At 67.1% G+C, this 23,578-nt stretch carries 26 protein-coding genes and 1 pseudogene; 16 read left to right on the forward strand and 11 right to left on the reverse strand.

Features of this window, described 5'->3' with window-relative positions; all coding sequences use genetic code 11:
• Positions 1-24 precede the first annotated feature (24 nt).
• Positions 25-249: a hypothetical protein gene (locus NED97_RS00920; protein WP_252488868.1), complete on the reverse strand. Its 225-nt coding sequence runs from the start codon at positions 247-249 to the stop codon at positions 25-27.
• Complete coding sequence (locus NED97_RS00925) at positions 242-1,252, reverse strand: hypothetical protein (RefSeq protein WP_252488869.1); 1,011 nt, start codon at positions 1,250-1,252, stop codon at positions 242-244. Before NED97_RS00925 ends, NED97_RS00920 begins: the two co-directional genes overlap by 8 nt.
• A gap of 92 nt (positions 1,253-1,344) precedes the next feature.
• Between NED97_RS00925 and NED97_RS00930 the strand changes: the two genes are divergently transcribed.
• Positions 1,345-2,364, forward strand: a complete 1,020-nt coding sequence (locus tag NED97_RS00930; protein ID WP_252488870.1) for a threonine aldolase family protein — start codon at positions 1,345-1,347, stop codon at positions 2,362-2,364.
• Between the two features lie 15 nt (positions 2,365-2,379).
• Here the strand turns inward: NED97_RS00930 and NED97_RS23055 are convergent, their stop codons facing one another.
• Together NED97_RS23055 and NED97_RS00935 are read right to left on the reverse strand one after the other, a co-directional pair.
• Positions 2,380-2,511, reverse strand: coding sequence for a DUF7859 family protein (locus tag NED97_RS23055; RefSeq protein ID WP_256493404.1), 132 nt, complete (start codon positions 2,509-2,511; stop codon positions 2,380-2,382).
• A 406-nt stretch (positions 2,512-2,917) separates the two neighbouring features.
• Entirely contained in the window at positions 2,918-3,433 is a 516-nt protein-coding gene (locus tag NED97_RS00935) for a metallophosphoesterase (protein WP_252488871.1), read from the reverse strand.
• A 142-nt stretch (positions 3,434-3,575) separates the two neighbouring features.
• Here NED97_RS00935 and NED97_RS00940 point away from each other — a divergent pair, with 142 nt between their 5' ends.
• Complete coding sequence (locus NED97_RS00940; protein ID WP_252488872.1) at positions 3,576-4,520, forward strand: cation diffusion facilitator family transporter; 945 nt, start codon at positions 3,576-3,578, stop codon at positions 4,518-4,520.
• A 22-nt stretch (positions 4,521-4,542) separates the two neighbouring features.
• On the opposite strand, the gene NED97_RS00945 is transcribed toward NED97_RS00940, so the two are convergent.
• Positions 4,543-4,953, reverse strand: coding sequence for a hypothetical protein (locus tag NED97_RS00945; protein WP_252488873.1), 411 nt, complete (start codon positions 4,951-4,953; stop codon positions 4,543-4,545).
• 150 nt (positions 4,954-5,103) lie between these two features.
• Here NED97_RS00945 and NED97_RS00950 point away from each other — a divergent pair, with 150 nt between their 5' ends.
• A complete protein-coding gene (locus tag NED97_RS00950; protein ID WP_252488874.1) occupies positions 5,104-7,281 on the forward strand; it encodes an ATP-dependent DNA helicase in 2,178 nt (725 codons plus the stop codon).
• A 22-nt stretch (positions 7,282-7,303) separates the two neighbouring features.
• Here NED97_RS00950 and NED97_RS00955 read toward each other — a convergent pair whose 3' ends face one another.
• The 5 genes from NED97_RS00955 to NED97_RS00975 form a co-directional block, all read right to left on the reverse strand.
• Positions 7,304-7,627: a rhodanese-like domain-containing protein gene (locus tag NED97_RS00955; RefSeq protein WP_252488875.1), complete on the reverse strand. Its 324-nt coding sequence runs from the start codon at positions 7,625-7,627 to the stop codon at positions 7,304-7,306.
• Positions 7,627-7,920 (reverse strand): sulfurtransferase TusA family protein, encoded by a 294-nt coding sequence (locus NED97_RS00960; RefSeq protein ID WP_252488876.1) that lies wholly within the window; start codon positions 7,918-7,920, stop codon positions 7,627-7,629. The genes NED97_RS00955 and NED97_RS00960 overlap by 1 nt, the downstream gene beginning before the upstream one ends.
• Before the next feature lie 45 nt (positions 7,921-7,965).
• The gene (locus NED97_RS00965; protein ID WP_252488877.1) at positions 7,966-9,138 is read right to left on the reverse strand and encodes a YeeE/YedE family protein; all 1,173 of its coding nucleotides are present in this window, start codon (positions 9,136-9,138) and stop codon (positions 7,966-7,968) included.
• A gap of 290 nt (positions 9,139-9,428) precedes the next feature.
• Positions 9,429-9,929, reverse strand: coding sequence for a 2'-5' RNA ligase family protein (locus tag NED97_RS00970; protein WP_252488878.1), 501 nt, complete (start codon positions 9,927-9,929; stop codon positions 9,429-9,431).
• Positions 9,930-9,979: 50 nt separating this feature from the next.
• Positions 9,980-10,165: a DUF7554 family protein gene (locus tag NED97_RS00975; RefSeq protein ID WP_252488879.1), complete on the reverse strand. Its 186-nt coding sequence runs from the start codon at positions 10,163-10,165 to the stop codon at positions 9,980-9,982.
• Positions 10,166-10,252: 87 nt separating this feature from the next.
• Here NED97_RS00975 and NED97_RS00980 point away from each other — a divergent pair, with 87 nt between their 5' ends.
• The 10 genes from NED97_RS00980 to argF all read left to right on the forward strand — a co-directional run bounded on the left by NED97_RS00980 (position 10,253) and on the right by argF (position 20,877).
• Positions 10,253-11,374, forward strand: coding sequence for a helix-turn-helix transcriptional regulator (locus tag NED97_RS00980; RefSeq protein ID WP_252488880.1), 1,122 nt, complete (start codon positions 10,253-10,255; stop codon positions 11,372-11,374).
• 301 nt (positions 11,375-11,675) lie between these two features.
• Positions 11,676-12,911, forward strand: a complete 1,236-nt coding sequence (locus NED97_RS00985) for an argininosuccinate synthase (protein ID WP_252488881.1) — start codon at positions 11,676-11,678, stop codon at positions 12,909-12,911.
• The gene (argH, locus tag NED97_RS00990; protein ID WP_252488882.1) at positions 12,912-14,393 is read left to right on the forward strand and encodes an argininosuccinate lyase; all 1,482 of its coding nucleotides are present in this window, start codon (positions 12,912-12,914) and stop codon (positions 14,391-14,393) included. It abuts the gene before it with no gap.
• A gap of 255 nt (positions 14,394-14,648) precedes the next feature.
• On the forward strand, positions 14,649-14,813 hold the full coding sequence (gene lysW, locus NED97_RS00995; protein WP_005554620.1) for a lysine biosynthesis protein LysW: 165 nt from the start codon (positions 14,649-14,651) through the stop codon (positions 14,811-14,813).
• Positions 14,810-15,694 carry a lysine biosynthesis protein LysX gene (gene lysX, locus NED97_RS01000; RefSeq protein ID WP_252488883.1) on the forward strand — a complete coding sequence of 295 codons (885 nt, stop codon included), beginning with the start codon at positions 14,810-14,812 and terminating at the stop codon, positions 15,692-15,694. Before lysW ends, lysX begins: the two co-directional genes overlap by 4 nt.
• Entirely contained in the window at positions 15,694-16,770 is a 1,077-nt protein-coding gene (argC, locus tag NED97_RS01005) for an N-acetyl-gamma-glutamyl-phosphate reductase (RefSeq protein WP_252488884.1), read from the forward strand. Before lysX ends, argC begins: the two co-directional genes overlap by 1 nt.
• Before the next feature lie 84 nt (positions 16,771-16,854).
• Complete coding sequence (locus tag NED97_RS01010; RefSeq protein WP_252488885.1) at positions 16,855-17,709, forward strand: acetylglutamate/acetylaminoadipate kinase; 855 nt, start codon at positions 16,855-16,857, stop codon at positions 17,707-17,709.
• Entirely contained in the window at positions 17,706-18,848 is a 1,143-nt protein-coding gene (locus NED97_RS01015; RefSeq protein ID WP_252488886.1) for an aspartate aminotransferase family protein, read from the forward strand. The genes NED97_RS01010 and NED97_RS01015 overlap by 4 nt, the downstream gene beginning before the upstream one ends.
• Before the next feature lie 2 nt (positions 18,849-18,850).
• Positions 18,851-19,960 (forward strand): [LysW]-lysine hydrolase, encoded by a 1,110-nt coding sequence (locus tag NED97_RS01020; protein WP_252488887.1) that lies wholly within the window; start codon positions 18,851-18,853, stop codon positions 19,958-19,960.
• Positions 19,960-20,877 (forward strand): ornithine carbamoyltransferase, encoded by a 918-nt coding sequence (gene argF / locus NED97_RS01025; protein ID WP_252488888.1) that lies wholly within the window; start codon positions 19,960-19,962, stop codon positions 20,875-20,877. Before NED97_RS01020 ends, argF begins: the two co-directional genes overlap by 1 nt.
• Positions 20,878-20,899: 22 nt before the next feature.
• Here the strand turns inward: argF and NED97_RS01030 are convergent, their stop codons facing one another.
• Positions 20,900-21,370 (reverse strand): histidine kinase, encoded by a 471-nt coding sequence (locus NED97_RS01030; protein ID WP_252488889.1) that lies wholly within the window; start codon positions 21,368-21,370, stop codon positions 20,900-20,902.
• A 127-nt stretch (positions 21,371-21,497) separates the two neighbouring features.
• Between NED97_RS01030 and NED97_RS23190 the strand changes: the two are divergent.
• The 3 genes and pseudogenes from NED97_RS23190 to thrC all read left to right on the forward strand — a co-directional run bounded on the left by NED97_RS23190 (position 21,498) and on the right by thrC (position 23,499).
• Positions 21,498-21,749: pseudogene (locus NED97_RS23190) on the forward strand (hypothetical protein).
• A gap of 34 nt (positions 21,750-21,783) precedes the next feature.
• Positions 21,784-22,161, forward strand: coding sequence for a helix-turn-helix domain-containing protein (locus NED97_RS01040; protein WP_252488891.1), 378 nt, complete (start codon positions 21,784-21,786; stop codon positions 22,159-22,161).
• A gap of 78 nt (positions 22,162-22,239) precedes the next feature.
• The gene (thrC, locus tag NED97_RS01045) at positions 22,240-23,499 is read left to right on the forward strand and encodes a threonine synthase (protein ID WP_252488892.1); all 1,260 of its coding nucleotides are present in this window, start codon (positions 22,240-22,242) and stop codon (positions 23,497-23,499) included.
• The last annotated feature ends 79 nt before the right edge of the window (positions 23,500-23,578 follow it).

A 23,578-nucleotide genomic window follows, 5' to 3' on the forward strand; every position in this document is an offset into this window, starting at 1 on the left:
CGAATCGAAATCCCCCGCCGCCGGTCAGTCGTCCCGGTTCGCCAGGAAGACGCCGAGGTAGATCGACGCCACCGCGCAGGCGACGCCGACGAGAAACGCGATCGTAAACGGCGACTCGAGCGAGAACGCGGCCGCTTCCCCCGTCGCCCAGCCGACGAATCCGGTCACGAGGAGGACGACCGCCGCGAGTCGCAGGACGGTGATGAGTTGCTGTGCGTGCACACTCGGTCCGTGGCGTTCCTCAGACACGTCGTTCTACCGCCTCCGCCTCGACCAGTTCCCGGACGAACGAGACCGACGCCGCCGTCAGCACGAGCGCGAGCGGGACGGCAGCGAGCAGCGCGAGCAGAAATCCGACGCCCCCGGCGCTGACGAACAGCGAGAGGACGAGCGAACTGACGACCGCGACGCCGACGTGCCAGAGCGCGAACGTGAGGTACGCGCGTTCGCCGACCGCGAACCCGTAGGACCGTCGGAACGCCTCGAGCACACCGTCGTCCGCGACGACGAAGAGGAACGGCGCGGCGTAGAAGAGATAGGCCAGCAGGATGAGCGCAGGGAATGCCAGCAGGAGCACGGCCGGCGAGAGTAGCACGAACGGCACGAGCGCTGCCACCGCGCCGTAGACGAGGAGATTGTACGCGAAAAAGCGCGGTCCGTACGCCGTCGCACACGTCGGGACGGCCGCAGGTTCGCCGCGGAGGCGTCGATCGAGTCCGCCGACGTAGACGGCCGCGAGTACCGCCGCGACCGCGGCGTAGGCGACGAGAACGAACGCGACCCAGCCCATCGTCTCGAGCCCGGCTCCCTCGAGCGGAAGGACGACAGTTTCGAGGGGCGTGTCGACGGTCAGATCGAACTGTCCGCCGGCCGAACCCGTCGATCCGCGGGATTCGTCCCCGGTCGGGAACGAATTCGGAGCCGAATCGTGTCCTCCGACTCCGCCGGCCGGCTCGGGCGGATCAGCGAACGTCCAGAGGTCGAGCAACGGCGTCGGCAGGGCGAACTCCAGATTGATCGACGTCCCGCGAGCGCCCTCGAGCGCCCGGGCGCCGTTCTCGAGCGGGAAGAGCGAGGTCAGCAGCGGGACGAGTGCAAAGGAAAGGATCGCCCCGAACCGGTTCAGGACGCGGGAAACGTGCCACGGGAACGAGTGGGGCCGTTCGTCGCGAGGAGTACCGGGTAGACCCTCGCTGCCGGGTCTTCCGCCCGGACCGGGTCCTGAGGTGGAGGCTGCGTGATCGGGGTCCATACGACAGCGAACAAACACGAACGCCTTGAATCCTCCGCTCACCGGAAGCCGGGAACGTCGGCTATTTGACGATCCGCCGGCTACCGGGTCGCATGATCGATCTCCGCTCCGATACCGTAACGACGCCCGACGAGGCGATGCGGGATGCCGCCGCCGCGGCCGACGTCGGCGACGACGTCTACGGGGAGGATCCGACGGTGAACGAACTCGAGGCCCGCGCCGCCGACCGCGTCGGCAAGGAGGCCGCGCTCTACGTCCCGACCGGGACGATGGGCAACCAGATCGCGGCCCGCGTCCACACCGACCGCGGCCAGGAGGTGCTCGCCGATCGCAAGAGCCACGTCGTGAAGTACGAACTCGGCGGCTTCGCCCAGCACGCGGGCCTCCAGGTGCGGATGCTCGACGCCGATCCGCGCGGGGTTCCGACGCCCGCACAGGTCGACGCGAGCTACGCCGACGAGGACCTCCACCGCGCCGGCACGGGGTTGCTCTGCCTCGAGAACACGCACAACGCCCGCGGCGGACTCGCGATCGAACCCGAGAAGATCGAAGCGGCAGCCGACGCCGCTCACGACCGCGACGTCCCGGTCCACGTCGACGGCGCGCGGCTGTTCAACGCCGCGACGGCGCTCGACGTCCCGGTCACCGACCTCACCGAGCCCGTCGACTCGGTCATGTTCTGTCTCTCGAAAGGGCTCGGCGCGCCGGTCGGCTCGATGCTCGCCGGCTCCGAAGCGTTCGTCGAGCGCGCTCGGCGGGTTCGCAAACTGTTCGGCGGCGGGATGCGCCAGGCCGGCATCATCGCCGGGCCCGGACTCGAGGCGCTCGAGAACGTCGACGACCTCGCGACCGACCACGAGCACGCTCGTCTTCTCGCCGACGAGATGCGCGATATCGACGGTCTCGACGTCCTGGAGCCGGAGACGAACATCGTTCTCGTGGACGTCTCGGGGATCGGTCTGGACGCCGACGGCGCGCTCGAGCGACTCCGCGACGAGGAGATCCTGGCGTCGGCGTTCGGCGAGACGACCCTGCGGTTCTGTACCCATCGCAGCGTCTCGCGTGAGGAGGTCGATCGGGCGATCACGCGTCTCACCGCGGCGTTCGACTGATCGCTGCTGCTCGCCTCAGCGTCCTTCCATTCCGTCGCGGAACTCGAGGATCGTTCGCCGAAGGAGCAGATACGAGAAGAAGATCAGCGACAGCAGGATCAGGACGATCGCGATAATGACGGGATCGTCGGGAATGAAAGTGACCATACTGGATCGCTACAGTGTCGGCCTGCAAAACCGTTTCGACGTTCCGTATCGAGCTCGATTCTCCGGGATCGTCTCCATTGTAGTGCCAACTAAAACGGTTCACACCGATCGCACGGCCGCCCACCGTGCGATCGGTGTGCACTGACTTTCAGTAGCTACTATAGCTAAAACTCGTTTTTCACCTTGCGCTGACTATATTGCTAGCCGTCTCGTAGCTTCAGATGCGCCTCGATCCCGCCTGCCCGTCGACATCGAGGCCACCCGTCCGGCGCAGCCCACGCGCCAGATTGCCCTCTGCCACCGGTCCACTGTCGCCGGACGCGGTTCCGGGTGGTTATGCCAGTCCCGGACCGGTCCCCGTTGACGCTGCCCTCCACACGCAGCACTGTCGACGCCGCTTCGACGACTATTCTCGAGTCGCAACGGTGAACTCCGAGACGAGCGTTCCGTCCGGTTCTCGAACTTCGCCGACCAACTCGTCTCCCGCTTCCTCGAGCACGGCGAACCCCGGCCGGTTCCCGCGCGGTTGAGCGTGACTCCCCGGGTTCAACAGCAGGACGTCGTCGGTTTCGACGACGGACGGTCGGTGACTGTGTCCCGAGACGACGACGTCGGCGTCCCGCGAACGGCCGAACATCGCCAGCCCGGTCGCGCCCCCCTCGCGTCGGTGCGTCACCGCGAACCGGACGCCGCCCTCCTCGACGACCCGCGCCGTCGGCAGTCGCTCCCGGACCGCCGCGCTGTCGGCGTTGCCGTGGACGGCGAACAGCCGATCGCACTCGCTCTGGAAGGCTTCGAGCGCCGTCGTGCTCGTGAAATCGCCGGCGTGGATCACGGTTTCCGCGGTTCGGGCCGCCTCCAGGGCCTCGTCCGCGAGTTCGTGACCGCCGGTGCTGTGCGTATCCGAGAAGATCGCGATCATGAGTGGGCGGTCGGCCGCGAGGGGGACGACACTTTCGACACGAGGTCGCGGTCGGACCGAGGCCGCGATCCGATCCCCTCGAACTGCCGATTTCGAGAGGCCGGTCGCGGCTTTTTGTGGGTGACGATCGTAGTCGCCGCCGATGGCCGGCAGTACCTCCGTCGTTATCGCCGCGCTGTTCGCGAACGCAGCGATCGCGGTTCTGAAGTTCGGCGGGTTCCTCCTCACCGGAAGCCCGGCGATGCTCTCGGAGACGTACCACTCCATCTCCGACACGGGAAATCAGGTGTTTCTGCTGATCGGGATCCGCTACGGGGCCCGGGAAGCGACGCGGAGTCACCCGTTCGGTCACGGGAAGGCCCAGTTCTTTTACAGCTTCCTCGTGAGCGTGATGCTGTTCGGTATCGCCGGCTGGGAGAGCGCCAGGCACGGGTACGACGCGCTGACGCACGGCGGCGCCCACCGCGCGAACGAACCCGTCGCGCTGCTCGGGGCGACGTTCGATCCGGTCTACGTCAACTACGCCGTGCTGCTCGGCGCGATCGCGTTCGAAAGCTACGCGTTCAAGAAGGCCTACGCGGAGACCACACGTCAGATGGACGAATACGGCTGGGGGTCGCTTCGCGAGATGTTTTCGAAGACCAGCGACGTGACGACGCTCACCGCGCTCACCGAGGACACGGTCGCCCTCGCGGGCGCCGGAATCGCGCTGTTCGGCGTGTACCTCTCCCGACAGACCGGAAATCCGGTCTACGACGCCGGTGCCGCGCTGCTCATCGGACTCCTACTCATGGGGTTCGCCGTGGCGCTGGCGCTCGAGAACAAGCGACTCCTCCTCGGCGAGAGTCTGCCGGCGCCCGCCGAGAACGAACTGCGCGCCGTCGTCGACGACTGGGACGGCGTCGCCGAGGTCGTCGACTTCCGAACGGTGTACTTCGGCCCCGAGGAACTGCTCGTCGCCGCGGACGTCGCGTTCGAACCCGGACTCGACGGAGCGGCGATCGACGACCGAATCACCGAACTCGAGCGCGCCCTGGCCGAGCGAGACGAGCAGGTTCGACGCGTTTACGTCGAACCCGAGGTGTGATCGGCGGAGCGCGGAACGACGGTTACTCGGTCGGATCGCCGGGCTCGCTGTAGTGAGCCGCGACGATCGTCGACCCCGACGGCCGGTCGTTCGTCGTCGCCGTCACGGTCGTCTCCTCGAGATCGACGGTCGACTCGAGGGTGTCCCACCCGTCGTCGGTTCCGACGGCGATCCCGACGTCGGTCGGACTCGCACCCGGCGGGAGGGCGGACGGATCGTAGACGAGCGAGATCCGGAACGCCTCCACCGCTCGCAACCCGTCGTGACCGGCGATGTCGACCGGCTCCGCGAGGGCGTCGGCCGGCGGGTCCCGGACGCTTCGCTCGAGACCGAACTCGTCGGGAACGACGCCCGCGACGACGTCGACGCGGGCTCCCGCGCGCTCGAGTGTGAACTCTGCGACGTCACCGGAATCGTAACCGGGAATGGCCATGTTCGAGGCGAAGCGCTCGAGCGGTATGTCCCTGTAGCGTGCGTACGCCGGCCGGTAATCGATCGCCGCTACGGTCCCGTGATCGCGAGCGGACCACCGGTATCCGACCGAGACGAACCCTTTTATCGAAGCGGGAACCTATCATCGTCCGTGTCCGAGACAGCCGGGTACATGCGCTTTTTCCCGTACGAGCAGCCGTACGAGAACCAGCGCGAGGCGATGGATCGCATCCACAACGCGCTCGTGCGCGATCAGAACGTGCTCTTCGAGGGGGCCTGCGGGACCGGCAAGACCCTCTCGTCGCTGGCTCCCGCACTCGAGGTCGCTCGCGAGCAGGACAAGACGGTCGTCATCACGACGAACGTCCACCAGCAGATGCGCCAGTTCGTCGCCGAGGCCCGGGCGATCACCCGCAAGGAACCCATTCGCGCGGTGGTGTTCAAGGGAAAGGGCTCGATGTGTCACATCGACGTCGGCTACGAGGAGTGTCAGGCCCTGCGGGACAACACCCGCGCGGTCGTCGACGCCGAACAGGACAGGGAGCAACTCGAGCGTCGCCAGCGCGAACTCCTCACCGAGAGCCAGCAGGGGGACGGCGACGGTACCGCCGCCGACGCCCGCAGCGCCGTCATGGACGAACTCGACTCGATCGAGGAGCGACTCGAGGACCTCGAGGACCAGAACGTCTGTGACTACTACCGGAACAACCTCACGCAGGATACGGACGACTTCTTCGCCTGGCTGTTCGACGGCGTCCGCACGCCCGACGAGATATACGAGTACGCCGAGCAACGGGAGTTCTGCGGCTACGAACTCTTGAAGGAAGGGATCGAGGGGGTCGATCTGGTCGTCTGTAACTACCACCACCTGCTCGACTCCACCATCCGCGAGCAGTTCTTCCGGTGGCTCGGTCGCGAACCCGAGGACGTCATCGCGGTCTTCGACGAGGCCCACAACGTCGAGGACGCCGCCCGCGAGCACGCGACGCGAACCTGCTCGGAGCGAACGTTCGACTCCGCGCTGGACGAACTCGCCGAGAGCGACGATCCGCGCTCGGAGGACGCGGTGAACGCCCTCTCGGCGTTCCACCGCGCGCTGGTCGACACCTACGAGGACTCCTTCAGCTTCGGCGAGCGCGAGCAGGTCGGCGAGGGCTGGGAGGACGTCTCGATCGCGAACGAGGACCGCCGGGACGACCTCACGCTGGCGTTCCTCCAGCAGTACTCGGGTCAGGGCATCGAGGACGACCTCGAGGCCGCGATGGAACTCGGCCAGGAACTCGACGAGGAGTACGAGGAGGCCTACCGCGAGGGAGAGACGGCGACGCGAACGGAGTGTCAGACCTTACAGGCGGCGGCGTTCGTCAGCGCGTGGATGAACGAGGGCGCCAAGGAGGGACTGTATCCGGTCGTCTCCGTCACGCGCGACGCCGGCACGGACGAGGTGTACGGCCGCGCGGAGCTCTACACCTGCCTGCCGCGGCAGGTCACCGGCCAACTGTTCGAGGAGGTCTCGGCGACGATCCTGATGAGCGCGACGCTCCAGCCGTTCGACGTCACCAGGGACGTGCTGGGACTCGAGGACCCGATCACGATGGCCTACGGGCTGCAGTTCCCCGAGGAGCACCGCCGGACGTACGCCGTCGAGACGCCGCCGCTGTTCTCCTCGGACCGGGACGACCCCGCGGTCCAGGAGGACGTCACCGACGCCATCTTCGACGCGGTCCGGATGACGCCCGGCAACACGCTCGCGTTCTTCCCGAACTACGGCGAGGCGAGCCGGTACGCCGAACGCCTCGAGCGCCGCTGCGAGAAGACGGTGTACGTCGACGAGCCGGGCGTCGCCGTCGAGGAGCTCCGCCGGAAGTTCGTCGCGGACGACGACGCCGTGCTCTGTACCTCGCTGTGGGGAACGCTCTCCGAGGGGGTGAGCTTCGACGGCGACGACGCGCGAACCGTCCTGGTCGTCGGCGTTCCCTACCCACACCTCGACGACCGGGCGGAGGCGGTCCAGGAGGCCTACGACGCGGCCTTCGACGGAACCGACACCGGCTGGCGCTACGCCGTCGAGATTCCGACCGTGCGCAAGACGCGCCAGGCGCTCGGCCGGGTAATCCGCTCGCCGGAGGATATCGGCGTCCGCGCGCTGCTCGACCGGCGCTACTCTCGAGACGCCAAGTCCGACCTGGGCAAGTACAGCGTTAACAGCACCTTCCCGCACGAGGAACGCGAGAATCTGATCGACATCGACCCCTCGAAGCTCAAATTCTCGATGCTCAACTTCTACGGCGATCGCGACGCCTACGACGGGGAGCCGCCGGCGCCCTGAGATACCGCCGAACGCTCCGGAATCAGTCGCCGCTCGAGGCCACGAGCGATTCCGGCTCCCAGGCGTCGTAGCCGCCGGCCATGCTCGCGACGGCCTCGGCGTCGCCGTACTCCTCGACGAGACGAGCGGCCTGGACCGAGGTTTTCCCGATGTAGCAGTAGACGACCACGTCGTCGGCCCAGTCGCGGTCGACGACGGTCTCCTCGAGTTCCTCGATGGTGGCGTGCTCCGCGCCGGGGAGGTGGCCCTCGTCGTAGTCCTCGCCGTCGCGGATGTCGACGAGGTCGAACTCGTCGTCGCGCTCGATGCGCTCGCGGACGGTTTCGGGATCGAGTTCGTCGACCATTATCGCTTCCGGAGGTAGATGCGGTAGGTCGCGTCGCCGCTTCGCCACACCTGCGCGTCGGCGTCGTCGCCGACGGCCTGAGGCACGTTCTCGGTACAGGGGACGTGGTCAGTCTCCTGGACGAGGAGGTCGCCCGACTCGAGTTTCTGGAGGCCCTTCTTGGCCTCGACCTGCGGGTACGGGCACATCTCGCCCATCATGTCCTGGACGAGATCGGCCTCCTCGAGGAGTTCGTCCGCTCGGTCGTCGCTCAGTTCGTCCGGCGTGTTCGTGACGTCGTCGATGGATGGCATTGGTGTGTTCGTGTCGGTGGAGGCGGCAGTCGGTTAGCGAGCGATTCAGAGGGCGCAGCCGACTTCGCGGTAGATCCAGTGAGTCATCACGTAGACGCCGGCGACGATGCCGACGGCCGCGACGAACGAGTGGACCGACAGTTCCGCGATGCCGGAGTAGATGTTTCCGATGTTACAGCCCGGGGCGAGTCGGGAGCCGGCGCCCATGAGCAGGCCGCCGCCGACAGCGTTCGGCAGGCGTCGACGCTTCGGGACCCGGACCGAAAAGTCGCCGCTCCAGAGGGCGGCGAGGAACGCGCCGACGATGACGAAGCCGATCATCACCATGTCGGTGGTGACGTCGACGCCCTGTCCTTGGAAGAGCACGGAGCCCCAGTAGTCGTAGGACTCGGCCTCGACGCCGGCCTGCGAGAGGAGGTAGCCCATCCAGCGCGCTTCGGGGCCCGTCACGCCGATGATCGAGACCTGGGTGAACCAGAGCACGGCGGCGCCGGTGATCCCGAGCGCGGCGGTGCGCGGGTCCCACGGTCGCTTGCTCGAGGCGAGCGGATCGCGCCACGCGAGGGCCAGGTTGCGGAAGTACTCGAACGTGCCCCGCCAGAACTGCCGGAGTCCCGCGATCGGTGCGAGCAGCACTGTCAGCCGGACGGACGCTGCGTTCGACCGCTCCTCGGGAGGGACGGTCGTCGCCGACTTCCCGATCAGCGTCGCGTAGACGAGCAGTCCGCCGCCCGCGATCGCCAGGGCGAGAAGCCCCGCCGGGATCGAGGTGACGGTGAACAGGCTGACGCCCTCGCCGAACGTGAGCGGCTCGAAGTAGGCGTTCTCGAGCGTCGGGAAGGCGACGGCGAACGCCGCGTAGCCGACGCCCATGAACAGCAGGGTGAGCCAGAACTGGAGGTAACCCTCGCCGGCGCGGTAGAGCGTCCCGCTGGCGCAGCCGCCGGCGTAGGTCATTCCGATCCCGAAGACGAAGCCGCCGACGAGCCCGGTCAGACCCCACTGTGGCGTCCAGAACCCCTGATAGTATCCGAACTGGTAGGCGATCCCCCAGAAGACCATCGTGAGTAGCGTCGCAGCGATGACGCCCTTCGTGACCCGGGAATCCTCGTACGCGAAGAAGTCACGGAAGGCGTTCACGAAACAGAATCGCCCCTTCTGGAGGAACACTCCGAGGGCGAGTCCGACGACCGCTGCGATGAGTACCGTTGGGACCACGGGGGAAACAACGCCTCGGTGAACTTAACCCGCCGTTCGTCGGGCAGATCTTCCCCGACTCTCGACGCGTACCCTCGCCGGAGTACGCACGATCTAGCGGGCGGAGGCGGCGCTTCCTCGAGAAGAAGCGCTCGTTCGCTCCCGTAGGAACCAGCAGTATTTGCGACCGGCGAAGTCAGTAGCCGATCTGACGCGTCGGTCCGGCTCCCGCCACGCCGGTCGACTCACTTCGCTCTCCGACGATCGCGATGTCGCTCTCGACCCGTGACGATTGCGCTCTCTGCGAAGCGCTACGACGGCAAGGAGACGCGACTGACCGGCAGCTTGTAGGTTCCGTCCCAGAACTCGAGTTCGCTGACCGTCCACCTGACCGACTCGACCTCGCGGTCGGCGAGCCGTTTCGCGGTCGCCTCGTCGCCGCCGCGGGCGAGGGTGACGTGTGGAACGTAGTCGTCCCCCTCGAGCCCCTCGACGACGTCGAACGTCTCGGTTAGCCTGTCGTGGAGCGCCTCGAGTCCGGGGCTCTCGACGGCGAGGTAGACGACGGGTGCCGATCCGAGCGGCGGGTCGGCGAAGTAGTCGATGCCGGTGATTCGCGCCTCGACGGCGGGCGCGCCCTCGAGTGCGCGGTGCGTTCGGTGCTGTAACTGCGTGACGTGGTCGGCGTCGCCGAGGCGCTTGAGCAGACACGAGTGGTCCTCGCGAACGGTCTCGAACCCGACCAGATCGGGGTAGAGGGCGTCCGCGACCTCGCGAACGCGTCCGGGGACCGGGACGTTGACGCTGTACACTCTCACTGTCTGTAGGGGGAAACGAGGTATGAGTGTGGCGTTCTGTTCGGCTATATTCGATCGAGCAGCCAGAGGAGGATCACGACGAGGATGGCTACTATCAACAGCGGGCGGAGCAAGGCGAGTAGGCCGCTGACGAGTATGCTCAGGACCTCGATGACGAGCAGGACGGCGACTAACGCGAGGACGACTTTCAACAGGGTCTCGACCGCGAGTGCGCCGCGCGTGTCGTTCATACTGAATGATACTGGAGAACGGTCTAAAAAACACTCCGTCGTCGTCGTCGGAAAGACCTATTTAGACGGCTCTACCATCTCCCCGTAATGGATGTGAGGGGGCTCCAGGCCCTGTTGGTGCTCACGATGGTGGTCGGGTGCCTGGTCGTGCCGATTCCGGCCGCATCGGCTGTGGTGGCCGACGGCGGCGAGACCGAGCAGCTAACGCTACAGGAAGAGGACGAACCGGAGACTGACGACGAGGACGGTCTCCAGCTCGACGACGCGAACGAGATCCACATCGACGTCTACCTGTACGAGAACGGTTCGGCGACGTTCGTCGTCGATTACCGATTCCCGATCAACGACGAGAACGAGTCCCAGGAGCAGTGGCAGACGTTGCGCGACGATATCGAGTCGAACCCCGACGAGTACCTCGAGTCGGAGGAGGATGACTGGAATAACGTCGTTGCAGACGGCGAGAACGCGACGGACCGCGAGATGGAGCTCTCGAATTTCACCGTCGACACCGACGAGAGCTCCGCGCCGCGCGACCTGGGTCACGTCGAATTCACGTTCGAGTGGTCGTCGTTCTCCCACGTCGAACTGAACCGTCTCGAGGCGGGCGACGCACTGTCGGGATTTACGCTCATGAGCGACACGACCCTGCAGATCTTCTGGCCCGAGAGCTACACCGCCTACGAGATCGATCCGGACTCCGACGACCGGGGTGAAGGGTCGGTCTTCTGGGACGGCGACGGAACCGAATTCACCGACGATCAGCCTCGTATCGTCGTGATCGAAAACAGCGAGGCCGCCGACGAACCGGCCGAAACCGAGGAGGGGCCGGCGATGCCGTGGCTCGCAGTCACCGGTGCGCTCGGGCTGCTGGCCGCTCTCGCACTCGTCGGCTGGTGGCTCAGATATCGACGCAAACCGGAGTTCGGAGCCGAAACCCACAGTGATCCACCGGCAGACGTCGTCGAGACGCCGCAGGCGGGACCGCCGCCGGAACTGCTGAGCAACGAAGAGCGCGTCGTGCGTCTGCTCGAGGAGCGCGGCGGCCGGGTCAAACAGCAGGAGGTCGTCTCGGAACTCGACTGGACCGAGGCGAAGACCAGTCAGGTCGTCAGCGGTCTCCGGGAGGACGACGAGATCGAGGTCTTCCGAATCGGCCGGGAGAACGTCCTCGCGCTTCCGACGGAGGACGGAGCGGAGTCCGAAGAGTAGTCGCGACCCGCGTAACACTTGCCACACGGGTAGGATTTAAGGCAATCCGCTCTCTTAGAAGTGAGCAATGAGACGCTCCATCGAGCGTTCGGTTGCCCTTTTCGGTACCGATGGAGCCGTCGTGCCGCGACGACCGCGACGACCGGGCCTTTGAGCCCATACTATACCCTATCCCCTGTTTCCCGGCTGCTTTCACTTCCCGCAAACCCCGATTTTCACGCGTAGAGTGCTCTATGCGATTATTTTGCAAAAGCTAAAGCAATGAATTTAAGTCTATCCTCCTGCTGCATCCGAGTACGACATGACACGCGTTGCACTCGCGTTCTCGGGCGGACTCGACACGACGGTCTGTGTCCCGCTGCTCGAGGAAGAGTACGGATACGACGACGTTATCGGCGTCACCGTCGACGTCGGACAACCGGAATCGGAGTTCGAAGAAGCCGAAGAAACCGCCGAGGCGCTCGGCCTCGAACACTACGTCGTCGACGCAAAAGACGAGTTCGCCGACCTCTGTCTCGAGAGCGTCCGCGCGAACGCGACCTACCAGGGCTACCCGCTCGGGACCGCACTCGCGCGGCCGGTGATCGCGAGCGCGATCCTCGAGGTCGCCGAAGAACAGGGCTGTACCGGCATCGCTCACGGCTGTACGGGCAAGGGGAACGATCAGCTCCGCTTCGAAGCGGTCTGGCGCAGCTCCGATCTCGAAGTGATCGCGCCCGTCCGCGAACTCGGGCTCACGCGCGAGTGGGAACAGGAGTACGCCGATGAGAAGGACCTCCCCGTCGAGGGCGGCAGCGGCGGCGACTGGTCGATCGACACCAACCTCTGGAGCCGCTCGGTCGAGGGCGACAAGCTCGAGGATCCGAGCTACGTCCCGCCGGAAGAGATCTACGCCTGGACGCAAGCACCGACCGGTGACACCCAGGAAATCGAGATCGAATTCGAGAACGGCTACCCCGTCGCCGTCGACGGCGTCGAGTACGAACCCGTCGACCTCGTCGAGCATCTCAACGGCGTGGCCGGCGCCTACGGCGTCGGTCGCACCGACTCGATGGAGGACCGCATGCTTGGGCTCAAGGTTCGCGAGAACTACGAGCACCCCGCCGCGACGACGCTGCTGAACGCCCACGAGGCGCTCGAGGCGCTCGTCCTCACGCAGGAGGAACGCGAGTTCAAACAGCTAATCGACCAGCGCTGGTCGAAGAAGGGGTACGAAGGACTCGTCGACGCCCCGCTCGTCGGCGCGCTCGAGGGCTTCATCGACGAGACCCAGAAACGCGTCACCGGCACCGTCACGATCCGCTTCGAGGGCGGACAGGCCCGTGCGGTCGCTCGCGACAGCACGTACGCCGCGTACTCCGCGGAGCACGCGTCCTTCGACACGGAGACGGTCGGCGAGATCAGCCAGGAGGACGCCACGGGCGTCGCGAAGTACCACGGCTTCCAGCGCCGTCTCGCCAACGAGGCGATCGCTGCGAACGCCGACGCTGACGAGGAAGACGAGATCGAGCTCGCAACCGACGGGGGAGAGGAGTAAATGACTGGAGAGAAAGCTCCCGGCGGATCGGCGGACGAATCCGACGGGTCGGGCGTCGTCCGACGGGACCGCTTCAGCGGCGGCCCCGCGCGGAGCTTTCTCTCCTCGCTCGCGGCCGACGAACGGATCTTCGAGGCCGACCTCGAGGTCGACCGCGCGCACGTACTCATGCTCGCGGAGCAGGGCATCGTCGACGACGACACCGCGGGATCGATCCTGACCGCCCTCGACGCGACCGAGGTCGACGGCCACGCCTCGTTACCCGACGGCGAGGACGTCCACGAGGCCGTCGAAACGGCCGTCATCGAGCGCATCGGCGCCGAGGGTGGCAAGATGCACACCGCGCGTTCGCGTAACGACGAGGTCGCGACCTGCATCCGCTACCGCCTGCGCGAGGACGTCCTCGAGGCGCTCGAGACGACGCTCGCGCTGCGCGAGGCGCTCGTCGACGCGGCGCGCGAGCACGCGGAGACGATCATGCCCGGCTACACGCACCTCCAGCCCGCCCAGCCCACCACGGTGGCTCACTGGGCGCTCTCCTACGAGGGCGCCGTTCGCCGCGACACCGAACGGCTGCTCGAGGCCTACGAGCGGATCAACCGGTCGCCGCTCGGCGGCGCGGCCTTCGCGGGAACGACGTTCGAGATCGACCGCGAGCGGACGGCCGACCTGCTCGGGTTCGACGGCGTCGTCGAGAACTCGATGGACGCCTCCTCGAGCCGGGACTTCCTGCTCGAGACCACGCAGGCGCTGTCGACCCACGCGACGACGCTGTCCGGACTCGCGGAGGATCTGATCATCTTCGCGAACCGCGGCTTCGTCGACCTCGCGGACGACTACTCCTCGACGTCGTCGATCATGCCCCAGAAGAAGAACCCGGACACGCTCGAACTCGTCCGCGGGGTCGCGGGCGACGCCGCGGGCGGCGTCCAGGGACTGACGACGACGCTCAAGGGACTTCCCCGCGCGTACAACCGCGATCTCCAGCGAGCGACGACCCACGCCTGGGAGACCGTCGACGCGGTCACCGAAGCCGGCGAGGTCGCCGCCGGTGCGGTGGCGACGGCCGACTGGAACGAGGACGCGCTCGCCGCGGAAGCCGGCGAAGGGTTCTCGACGGCGACCGGCGTCGCCGACCTGCTGGCGGCGAACGGACTGCCGTTCAGGACCGCACACGAGATGGTCGCGAAGGCGGCCGAAGCGGGGGGCGACTACGCTGCACTCGAAACCGCCGCCGAGGACGTCCTGGGCGAACCCCTCGAGAGCTACGTCGACCCCGACGCCGTCGAGGACGCACTCGACCCCGCACGGAGCGTCGCCAGCCGCGACTCGCAGGGCGGCCCCGCACCCGAAGCGGTGGCACCCCAGATCGAGTCGGCCCGCGACGCGCTCGAGAGCCACGAGAGCACCCGCGCGGAGACGGCGGCGGCGCTCGAGGACGCTCACGCGGCGCTCCGCGAGGAGGTGAACGACTATGTCTGAGCCCGCCGCGTTCCGTCCGGTTCGGCGACCGCGACGATCACCGTCCGCAGGCGCGGAACCGACCTGCGGGCGAGCGGGAGTCCCGCTTCCGCCGCCGCCGTCCCCGCCGGGGGACAACACATATTCCAAATGATACACGGAACAAAATCTGCCGGAAAATAGGCTTCTTACACCGTTAGTGGGTGGTATCGGACATATAATTTTTCTATTAGGTTCGAAGGGTTTAAGGGTCCTGCACTCCCAGTTGGGAGTACAATGACAGAATGCGTCGAGTGTGGGGCCGAAGTGTCTCTGCACGACGATCTGGAAGTTGGAGAGATCGTTGACTGTACGACCTGCGGAGCCGAACTGGAAGTCGTCGACACCGAGCCGCCAGTCCTCGAGCGAGCCCCGGAGCTCGAAGAGGACTGGGGTGAGTGACCTTGCAGATAGGAATCCTCTACTCCCGGATCCGCAAGGACGAGAAGCTCCTCCTCTCCGAGCTTCGCGAGCGCGACCACGAGATCACGAAGATCGACGTCCGCAAACAGACGTTCGACATCGGCGAGACGCCAGAGGAGTTCGCCGACCTCGACATCGTCGTCGACCGCTGTCTCGCCACGAGCCGGAGCCTGTACGCCACGCAGTTCTTCGAGGCGTACGGCATCCCCGTGGTCAACAGCCACGAGACGGCCGACATCTGCGCGGACAAGGTGAAGAACAGCCTCGCGCTCGAGAAGGCGGGTGTCCCCACGCCCGCGACGAAAGTCGCGTTCACGAAGGAGACGGCGCTCGAGGCCATCGAAGAGTTCGGCTACCCCTGCGTCCTCAAACCCGTCGTCGGCTCGTGGGGCCGCCTGATGGCCAAGATCGACTCCCGCGACGCCGCCGAGGCGATCCTGGAGCACAAGGCTACCCTCGGTCACTACGAGCACAAGGTGTTCTACGTCCAGGAGTTCGTCGAGAAACCCGGGCGGGACATCCGCGTGCTCGCGATCGACGGCGAGCCGGTCGCCGCGATGGTTCGCTCGTCGGACCACTGGATCACGAACGCCGCGAAGGGAGCCGAGACCGACGTCTTCGAACTCGACGCGGAAGCGAAGGAGTTCGTCCAGAAGGCCAGTGACGCCGTCGGCGGCGGCCTGCTGGGTGTCGACCTCATGGAAACTGGCGATTCCTACACCGTCCACGAGGTCAATCACACCGTCGAGTTCAAGGCGCTCAGCGATGCCGTCGAGACCGACGTCGCCGGCACCGTCGTCGACTGGCTCGAGCAAAAGGCGGCCGAGAACGATCCCCAGGAAGTCGAGGTGACCTTCTGATGGCGGTCGGCACCGACGCCAGCGCGGACGAGTCCGCCGAGACCGTCACCGCGAGCGTCATCGGCGGCTCCGGCTTTACGGGTGGCGAACTGTTGCGACTGCTCGCCGGCCATCCTAACTTCGAGCTCGCAGAGGTTACGAGCCGCTCGAAAGCCGGCAAGAGCGTCGGCTCCGTTCACCCGCCGCTGCGGGGGACGGACCTGCGCTTTACCGAACCCGAGGACCTCGAGTCCGTCGACGTCCTGTTCGCCGCGACGCCGCACGGCGTCTCGATGGGACAGATCGACGAGTTCTTCGACGTCGCGGATACGGTCGTGGACCTCTCGGCGGACTTCCGTCTCGAGACCGAGGAGCAGTACGACGAGTGGTACGACGGCCACAGCGCGCCGGAGTACTTAGAGAAGGCGGAGTACGCGCTCCCCGAGATCAACCGCGAGAACCTCGCGGGCGCGGAACTGATCGCCGGCGGCGGCTGTAACGCCACCGCCACCATTCTGGGACTGTACCCGCTGTTCGAACACGGGATTCTCGACGGGGGCGAGCAGATAGTCGTCGACGTGAAGGTCGGCTCCTCCGAGGGAGGGGCCGGCGGCGGCGAGGCCTCTTCGCATCCGGAACGGTCCGGTGTGGTCCGCCCCTACGCGCCGACGGGCCACCGCCACGAGGCCGAGATCGAACAGTTCCTCGGCACGAGCGTGGCGTTCACCTGTCACGCCGTGGACATGGTCCGCGGTGCGAGTGCGACGAGTCACGTCTTCCCCTCGAGTCCCGTCTCGAAGGGCGACCTCTGGAAAGCGTACCGCGGCTGCTACGAGGACGAGCCGTTCGTTCGGATGGCCGCCGGCGGCTCCGGCGTCTACCGCTACCCCGAGCCGAAGTCCGTCGCGGGGACGAACCTCGCCGAAGTCGGCTTCGAACTCGACCCCTCGAACAAGCGCGTCGTCGTCCTCTCGGCGATCGACAACATGATGAAGGGCTCGGCGGGACAGGCGGTCCACGCCGCCAACGTCGCGCTGGGTCTCGAGGAGACGGCCGGACTCGAGTTTACGGGACTCCATCCCGTGGGGGCGCCCTGAGATGACTACGCCGAGACGTTCCTGCTCGCGTTGCTGCGCGGGCTGCGACTTGTCTAGTCACACTCGCCACCGGAGGTGGCTCGCGTGACCGTAGTAGTGAAGATCGGCGGCGCCCGCGCCGTCGATCCCGAAGGCGCTCTGGCAGACGTCGCCTCGCTGGTCGAAGACGGCGAAGAGGTCGTCCTCACGCACGGCGGCTCGACGGCTGTCGACGAGACCCTCGAGGAACTCGGCGAGGAGCCGACCTACGTCGAGACGCCCGGCGGCGTCGTCGGACGGTTCACCGACGAAGACACGATGGACGTCTTCAAGATGGTCATGCCCGGCAAGCTCAATACGGACCTCGTCGAGAGCCTGCACAACGAGGGCGTGAACGCCGTCGGCCTCTCGGGCACGGACGGAAAGCTTCTCGAGGGGAAACGCAAGTCCGCCGTCCGAGTGACGGAGGACGGCAAGAAGAAGATCAAGCGCGGCGATCACTCGGGCAAGATCGAGTCCGTGAACGCGGATTTGCTCGAGACGACCCTCGCGGGCGGCTACACGCCCGTCGTTTCGGTCCCGATGCTCGGAAAGGAGAAGGACGGAGGGTACACCGCGGTCAACGCCGACGCCGACCGCGCCGCCGCGGCGATCGCGGGGGCGCTCGAGGCCGACCTGGTCGTGCTGACCGACGTATCGGGCATCTACGAGGATCCCGACGACGAGTCGACGAAGATCGACTCCGCAGCGACGCCCGAGGAGTTCGCAACCGTCGAGGACGCCGCTGAAGGCTTCATGACGAAGAAGGTCATGGCCGCGGTGGAGGCACTCGAGGGCGGCGCGTCCTCGGTGACCGTCGCGACGGCTAACGCGGACGCACCGATCACGAGCGCGCTCGCGGGCGAGGGGACGACGCTCGAGCCCGGCGCGCTCGCCGAAACGGAGGTACCTGAGCAATGAGCGGATTCGTTTTTTCCCAGAAGCCGATCAGTATCGACTCGGGCGAGGGCGTGACCCTCACCGCCGACGACGGCACCGAGTACCTGGACTTCGGCGCGAGCTACGCCTGCACGCCGACCGGCCACTGCCACCCGGACGTCGTCGAGACGGTCCGGGAGCAGGCCGGCGAGTTGCTGTACGTCCAGGGCTCCTACCCCGTCGAGTCGCGAACCGAACTCCACGAGAAACTGGGGGCGCTCGCACCCGGCGGGACGGGGAACGTCTGGCTCTGTAACTCCGGCACGGAGGCCAACGAGGCCGCCCTGAAGTTCGCCCGCAGCGCGACCGACGGCACGAAGATCGTCGCCGCGAAGCGCGCCTTCCACGGTCGCACCGCGGGGACGCTCTCCGCCACGTGGAAACCGAAGTACAAGAAGCCCTTCGAGCCGCTGCTCGAGGACCAGGTCGAGTTCGTCACCTACGGCGACGCGGACGAACTCTCCGAAGCCGTCGACGACGACACCGCCGCGCTCATTCTGGAGCCGATCCAGGGCGAGGGCGGCATCCACCCCGCACCCCAGGAGTACCTCGAGACGGCCCGCGAGGTCACCGAGGCGACCGACACGGCGCTCGTCTTCGACGAGATCCAGACCGGGATCGGCCGCACGGGCGATCTCTGGGCCTGCGAGGGGTACGGCGTGACGCCCGACATCCTGACGACCGCGAAGGGGATCGCCAGCGGCCTGCCGATGGGCGCGACGCTCTGTGCCGACTGGATCGCCGAGGACGCGGGGCCGCACGGCTCGACGTTCTCGGGGAACCCGCTCGTCGCCGCCGCGGCGAACGCGACGCTCGACGTCGTCGTCGACGAGGACCTGCCGGGGAACGCCGCCGACGTCGGCGGCCACCTGCAGGACGAACTCGCCGAACTCGACGTCCCCATCCGGGACGTCCGCGGCGAGGGACTCATGGTCGGCGTCGAGGTCAAACGCGGCGCGAACCGCGTCCTTCGGGACCTCGCGCTCGAGCACCAGATACTCGCGCTGCCGGCCGGGCGTTCGGTCGTCCGACTGCTGCCGCCGCTCGTCCTCGACGAGGCGGACGCCGACCGGCTCGTGACCGCGCTCGCGGACGTACTCGCGCCAAAAGCGGAGTCCTGACCATGAGCACGACGATGAAGGATACGGCCGACGTTCCGCTCGAGGACGCCCGACAGCTACTGACCGACCTCGTCTCGATTCCGTCGCCGTCCGGCGAGGAGCGGGACGCGGCCGAGCGACTCGTCGAGTTCTTCGAGGGCTACGGGCGCGAGGCGTGGCTCGACGACGTCGGGAACGTTCGCGCGCCGGCGGACGACGCGGTGTTGCTGACCTCCCACGTCGACACCGTTCCCGGCGAGATCCCGGTCGAGGTCGAACCCGCTGACGAGGCCGACGTCGAGCGCGAGGTCGCCGAGGAGGTGGGCGAGGACGTCCTCTGGGGGCGCGGGAGCGTCGACGCCACCGGACCGCTCGCGGCGATGGCCGCAGCGGCCGTCCGGACGGGCGTCTCCTTCGTCGGCGTCGTCGGCGAGGAGACGAACTCGCGCGGCGCGCGTCACCTGGTCGACGACCGCGAGAAACCCGACGCCGTGGTCAACGGCGAACCCAGCGGCGCGACGGGGATCACGCTCGGTTACCGCGGCTTTCTCGCGGGCACCTACGTGGCGACCAGCGAGTCCGGACACACCTCCCGACCAGAACCGAACGCGATCCAGCACGCGACGAACTGGTGGACGACCGTCGAATCGGTCTTCGAGGACGACGAGTACACGCCCGTCTTCGAACGCGTGACCGCCAAACCGGTCGATATCGACGGCGGGATTAGCGACGACGGGCTGTCGGTCGAGACGACGCTCGAGGTTCAGCTCCGGGTTCCGCCGGCGCTCGACGTCGAGACGGTCCGCGAGACGGCCGAGGCCGAACTCGAGATCGGTACCGTCTCGTGGGCGGAGCCGATCCCGCCCGTGATGAAAAGCCCCCGAACGGAGGTCGCCCGCGCGTTCCGGGCGGCGATCCGCAAGGAGGACGCCGAACCGCGGCTCCTGCGCAAGACCGGCACCAGCGACATGAACCTCTACGCCGGCGCGTGGGACTGCCCGATGGTGACCTACGGCCCCGGCAACTCCGATCTGGATCACGCGCCGGACGAGCGGCTCTCGCTCACCGAGTTCGACCGGTCGGTCGACGTCCTCGAGCGCGTCTCGACGACGCTGCGCGGAGGTGACGACTGATGGCCGAAACGGAGCCGCGGCACTTCCTCGAGATCGACGACCTCTCGCGGGAGGAGCTGACGGCGGTCCTCGAGCGGGCGAGCGAGTACAAACGCGCCCAGGAGCGCGGCGAGGACCACGCCGACCTCGAGGACCGGACGCTGGGGATGATCTTTCAGAAGCCGAGCACCCGCACCCGCGTCTCCTTCGAGACGGGGATGACCCAGCTCGGCGGCCACGCGATCTTCCTCGGCGCCGACGACATCCAGCTCGGCCGCGGCGAGCCGCTGAAGGACACCTCGCGGACGCTCTCGCGGTACGTCGACGTCGTGATGGCGCGTCTGTTCAGACACGAGAACGTCGAGGTGCTCGCCGAGTACGCGTCGGTCCCGATCGTTAACGGGCTCACCGACGACGCCCACCCCTGCCAGACGCTCGCGGATCTGCTGACGATCCGCGAGGAGATGGACGGACTCGACGGCGTCTCGGCGGCCTGGGTCGGCGACGGCAACAACGTCGCCCAGTCGTTCGTGATCGGCGCGGCACTGGCCGACATCGATCTCACGGTCGCGACGCCCGAGGGGTACGGGATCGACGACGACGTGCTCGAACGCGCCCGCGAACTCGGCGGCGATCCGACGACCACGACCGATCCCGTCGACGCGGTCGCGGACGCGGACGTCGTCTACACCGACGTCTGGATCAGCATGGGCCAGGAGGACGAGCGAGACGTCCGGATGGACGCCTTCGAGGGGTTCCAGGTCTGTTCGGACCTGCTCGAGCACGCGCCCGAGGCGTCGGTGATGCACTGTCTGCCCGCCCACCGCGGCGAGGAGATTACCGACAACGTCATCGAGAGCGAGCGCTCGGTCGTCTTCGATCAGGCCGAGAACCGGCTCCACGCCCAGAAGGCGCTGTTGAGCTGGTTACTCGAGTAGCTGCCGTCTCTTTTGCTCGTAGCTAGCGCTCGAGGAACCCGTACGCCGCGCCGAGGACGATCCCGTAGACGGCGTGGCCCATCAGGCTCCCGACGTCGACGTTCGGTAGCGGCGGCGCCATCGGGAAGCCGACGATCGAGAGCCAGCTCGGCATCACCACGACCGCGAGAGCCGCCCAGACGACGACCCCGTAAGCGAGGCCGAGGACGGTACTCCGGCCGACGCCGCGGTGATCCTGACCCGTCGCCGCGAGCAACGCCGCGAAGACGACGCCGAGTACCGCACCGTGAGAGACGTGGAGTATCCAGCCGACGAGTCCGCCTTCGAGACCGTACATCGCCGGAATCGCCGCCTCGAGGACCTCGGGCATTTGCGCCGCCATCATCGCGCCGAAGGCGATCGCACCAGCGGTGCCCCCGATGACGCCGGCCTGCCAGGGCTCGAGTGCGGTTCCCGTTCGTTCGTCCGTTCGGGTTCGTACTTTCGATGCCATATGCTACCGATAGCCGCGGCTACACGTAGCGGTGTCTCGGTCTGGCGCCGGCGACGCACGGGCGTCGAATCGAACGCGACGACGGGGACGTCAAGGTTCTTTGAGCGGGCACGCCCAGTCTGTACTGATGGCTGACCCGCTTCGCATCGGCGCCGGTGACCTCGACGCGGACGCGATTCTCGAGGCGATCCAGAACGGTCGCCGGGTCGTGATCACGACGACGACCCTGGGCGACGAACACGAGGTTACGCTGCGATACGACGGCTCGGTCTAATACTGCGACACGCCGACGCGGTTACATCGCCACGAGAGCGAGCGCGAAATGCGGGCCTGTATCCGGAACATGGGTTACGGAGCGGAGTCGTCGAAGAGTACGTGAGTGACGTTTTTGTCCGCGGAATCGTACGGAACGTATGGCCGACGAACCCCGTCACCGTCTCGACGAACTGATGGACGCGCCGAACCCGGCGTTCGAAACGGTGATGAGCTGCGTCTTCGGGATCGAAGCTCACGAGACCCGAACCTATCTCGCGCTCGTCGACCGACCCGGGAGCACGATCGACGAACTCGAAGGACCGCTCGACCGTGACCGGAGTACGATCAACCGTGCGATGACGACGCTGTACGAACGCGGCCTGATTCGACGCGATCGCCGCCTCCTCGACGGTGGCGGCTACGTCTACCAGTACACCGCCGTCGCGCTGCCGGAAGTCAAGGAAATGCTCCACGAAGCGCTAGACGCCTGGACGGCGACGGTTCACGACGTCATCGACGGCTTCGGCGACGAGTGACCGCCCGTTCGTCGTTCACCGGTGGCAGCGTTCACAGCAATCAGCCCCTTTTTCTCCGTCGCCCACTACGTCCCGATAATGAGTCTCAGTCTCTCCGCCGACCGGCCGGACGTGCCCGACGACGCGGCCGACGGAACCTGGCTCGAGTGCATCGACTGCGGCGAAACGTTCGCTCCCTTCGAGGACGTCCGCTACACCTGCGACGCCTGTGACGGGCTGCTCGAGGTTCGCTACGCGGACCTGCCGACGTTCGACGACTTCGAGGGACGTGGGGTCTGGCGCTACGCCGACGCGCTCCCGCTCGAGGAGGGCGTCACGACCCAGGAGGGCGCGACGCCGCTGTACGAGGTGCCGCGACTCGAAGACGAGATCGGCCTCGAGGCCCTGCGGATCAAACACGAGGGGATGAACCCGACGGGCTCGTTCAAGGACCGCGGGATGACCGTCGGCGTCGCCGTCGCGAGAGAACTCGGGGTCGATCGGCTGGCGTGCGCCTCGACCGGGAACACGAGCGCCGCACTGGCCGCCTACGGCTCTCGCGGCGGGATGGAGACGCTCGTTCTCTTGCCCGCGGGAAAGGTCGCCGCGGGCAAGATCGCCCAGGCGAGTCTCCACGGCGCGCGCATCCTCGAAGTCGACGGAAACTTCGACGCCTGCCTCGACATCGTCCAGGAACTCGCGGGCCAGGGCGAGGCCTACCTGCTGAACTCGCTGAACCCGTTCCGCCTCGAGGGCCAGAAGACGATCGGCCTCGAGATCCTCGAGGGGTTCCGGGCCGACTACGACGCCGTCCCCGACCGGATCGTCCTCCCGGTCGGCAACGCGGGGAACACCGCGGCCCTGTACAAGGCGTTCCGAGAGCTCGTTCAGGCGGGCGAACTCGACCGCGACGAGGTGCCGAAGCTCACCGGCGTCCAGGCCGAGGGCGCCGCGCCGATGGTCGAGGCGATCGAGAACGGTGCGGACGAGGTCCGCCGCTGGGACGACGTCGAGACGCGCGCGACGGCGATTCGGATCGGAAACCCGGTCAACGCCCCCAAGGCACTCCCCGGCGTCCGCGAAACCGGCGGGACGGCGATCGCCGTCTCGGACGAAGAGATCACCGAAGCCCAGCGCGACCTCGCGGGCGAGGGGATCGGAGTCGAACCCGCCTCGGCGGCCTCAGTCGCGGGCCTGCGCAAACTACGCACCGAGGGTATCGTAGCCTCGTCCGAACGCGTCGCCTGCCTCACTACCGGTCACCTGCTCAAGGATCCCGACGCGGCCGCCGCTGCCGGTAACGAACCCGAACCCGTGCCCGCCGACACGGACGGCGTGCTCGAGCACCTGGCGGAGTAATTCCCTCAGCGGACCGAACTTCTTCTACCAGTTGTCGAGACGACTGTTTCCGGAATATCGAGAGCGCCCACCCCTCCCG

This window comes from Natronococcus sp. CG52 (assembly GCF_023913515.1).
Taxonomy (GTDB): Archaea; Halobacteriota; Halobacteria; order Halobacteriales; family Natrialbaceae; genus Natronococcus; species Natronococcus zhouii.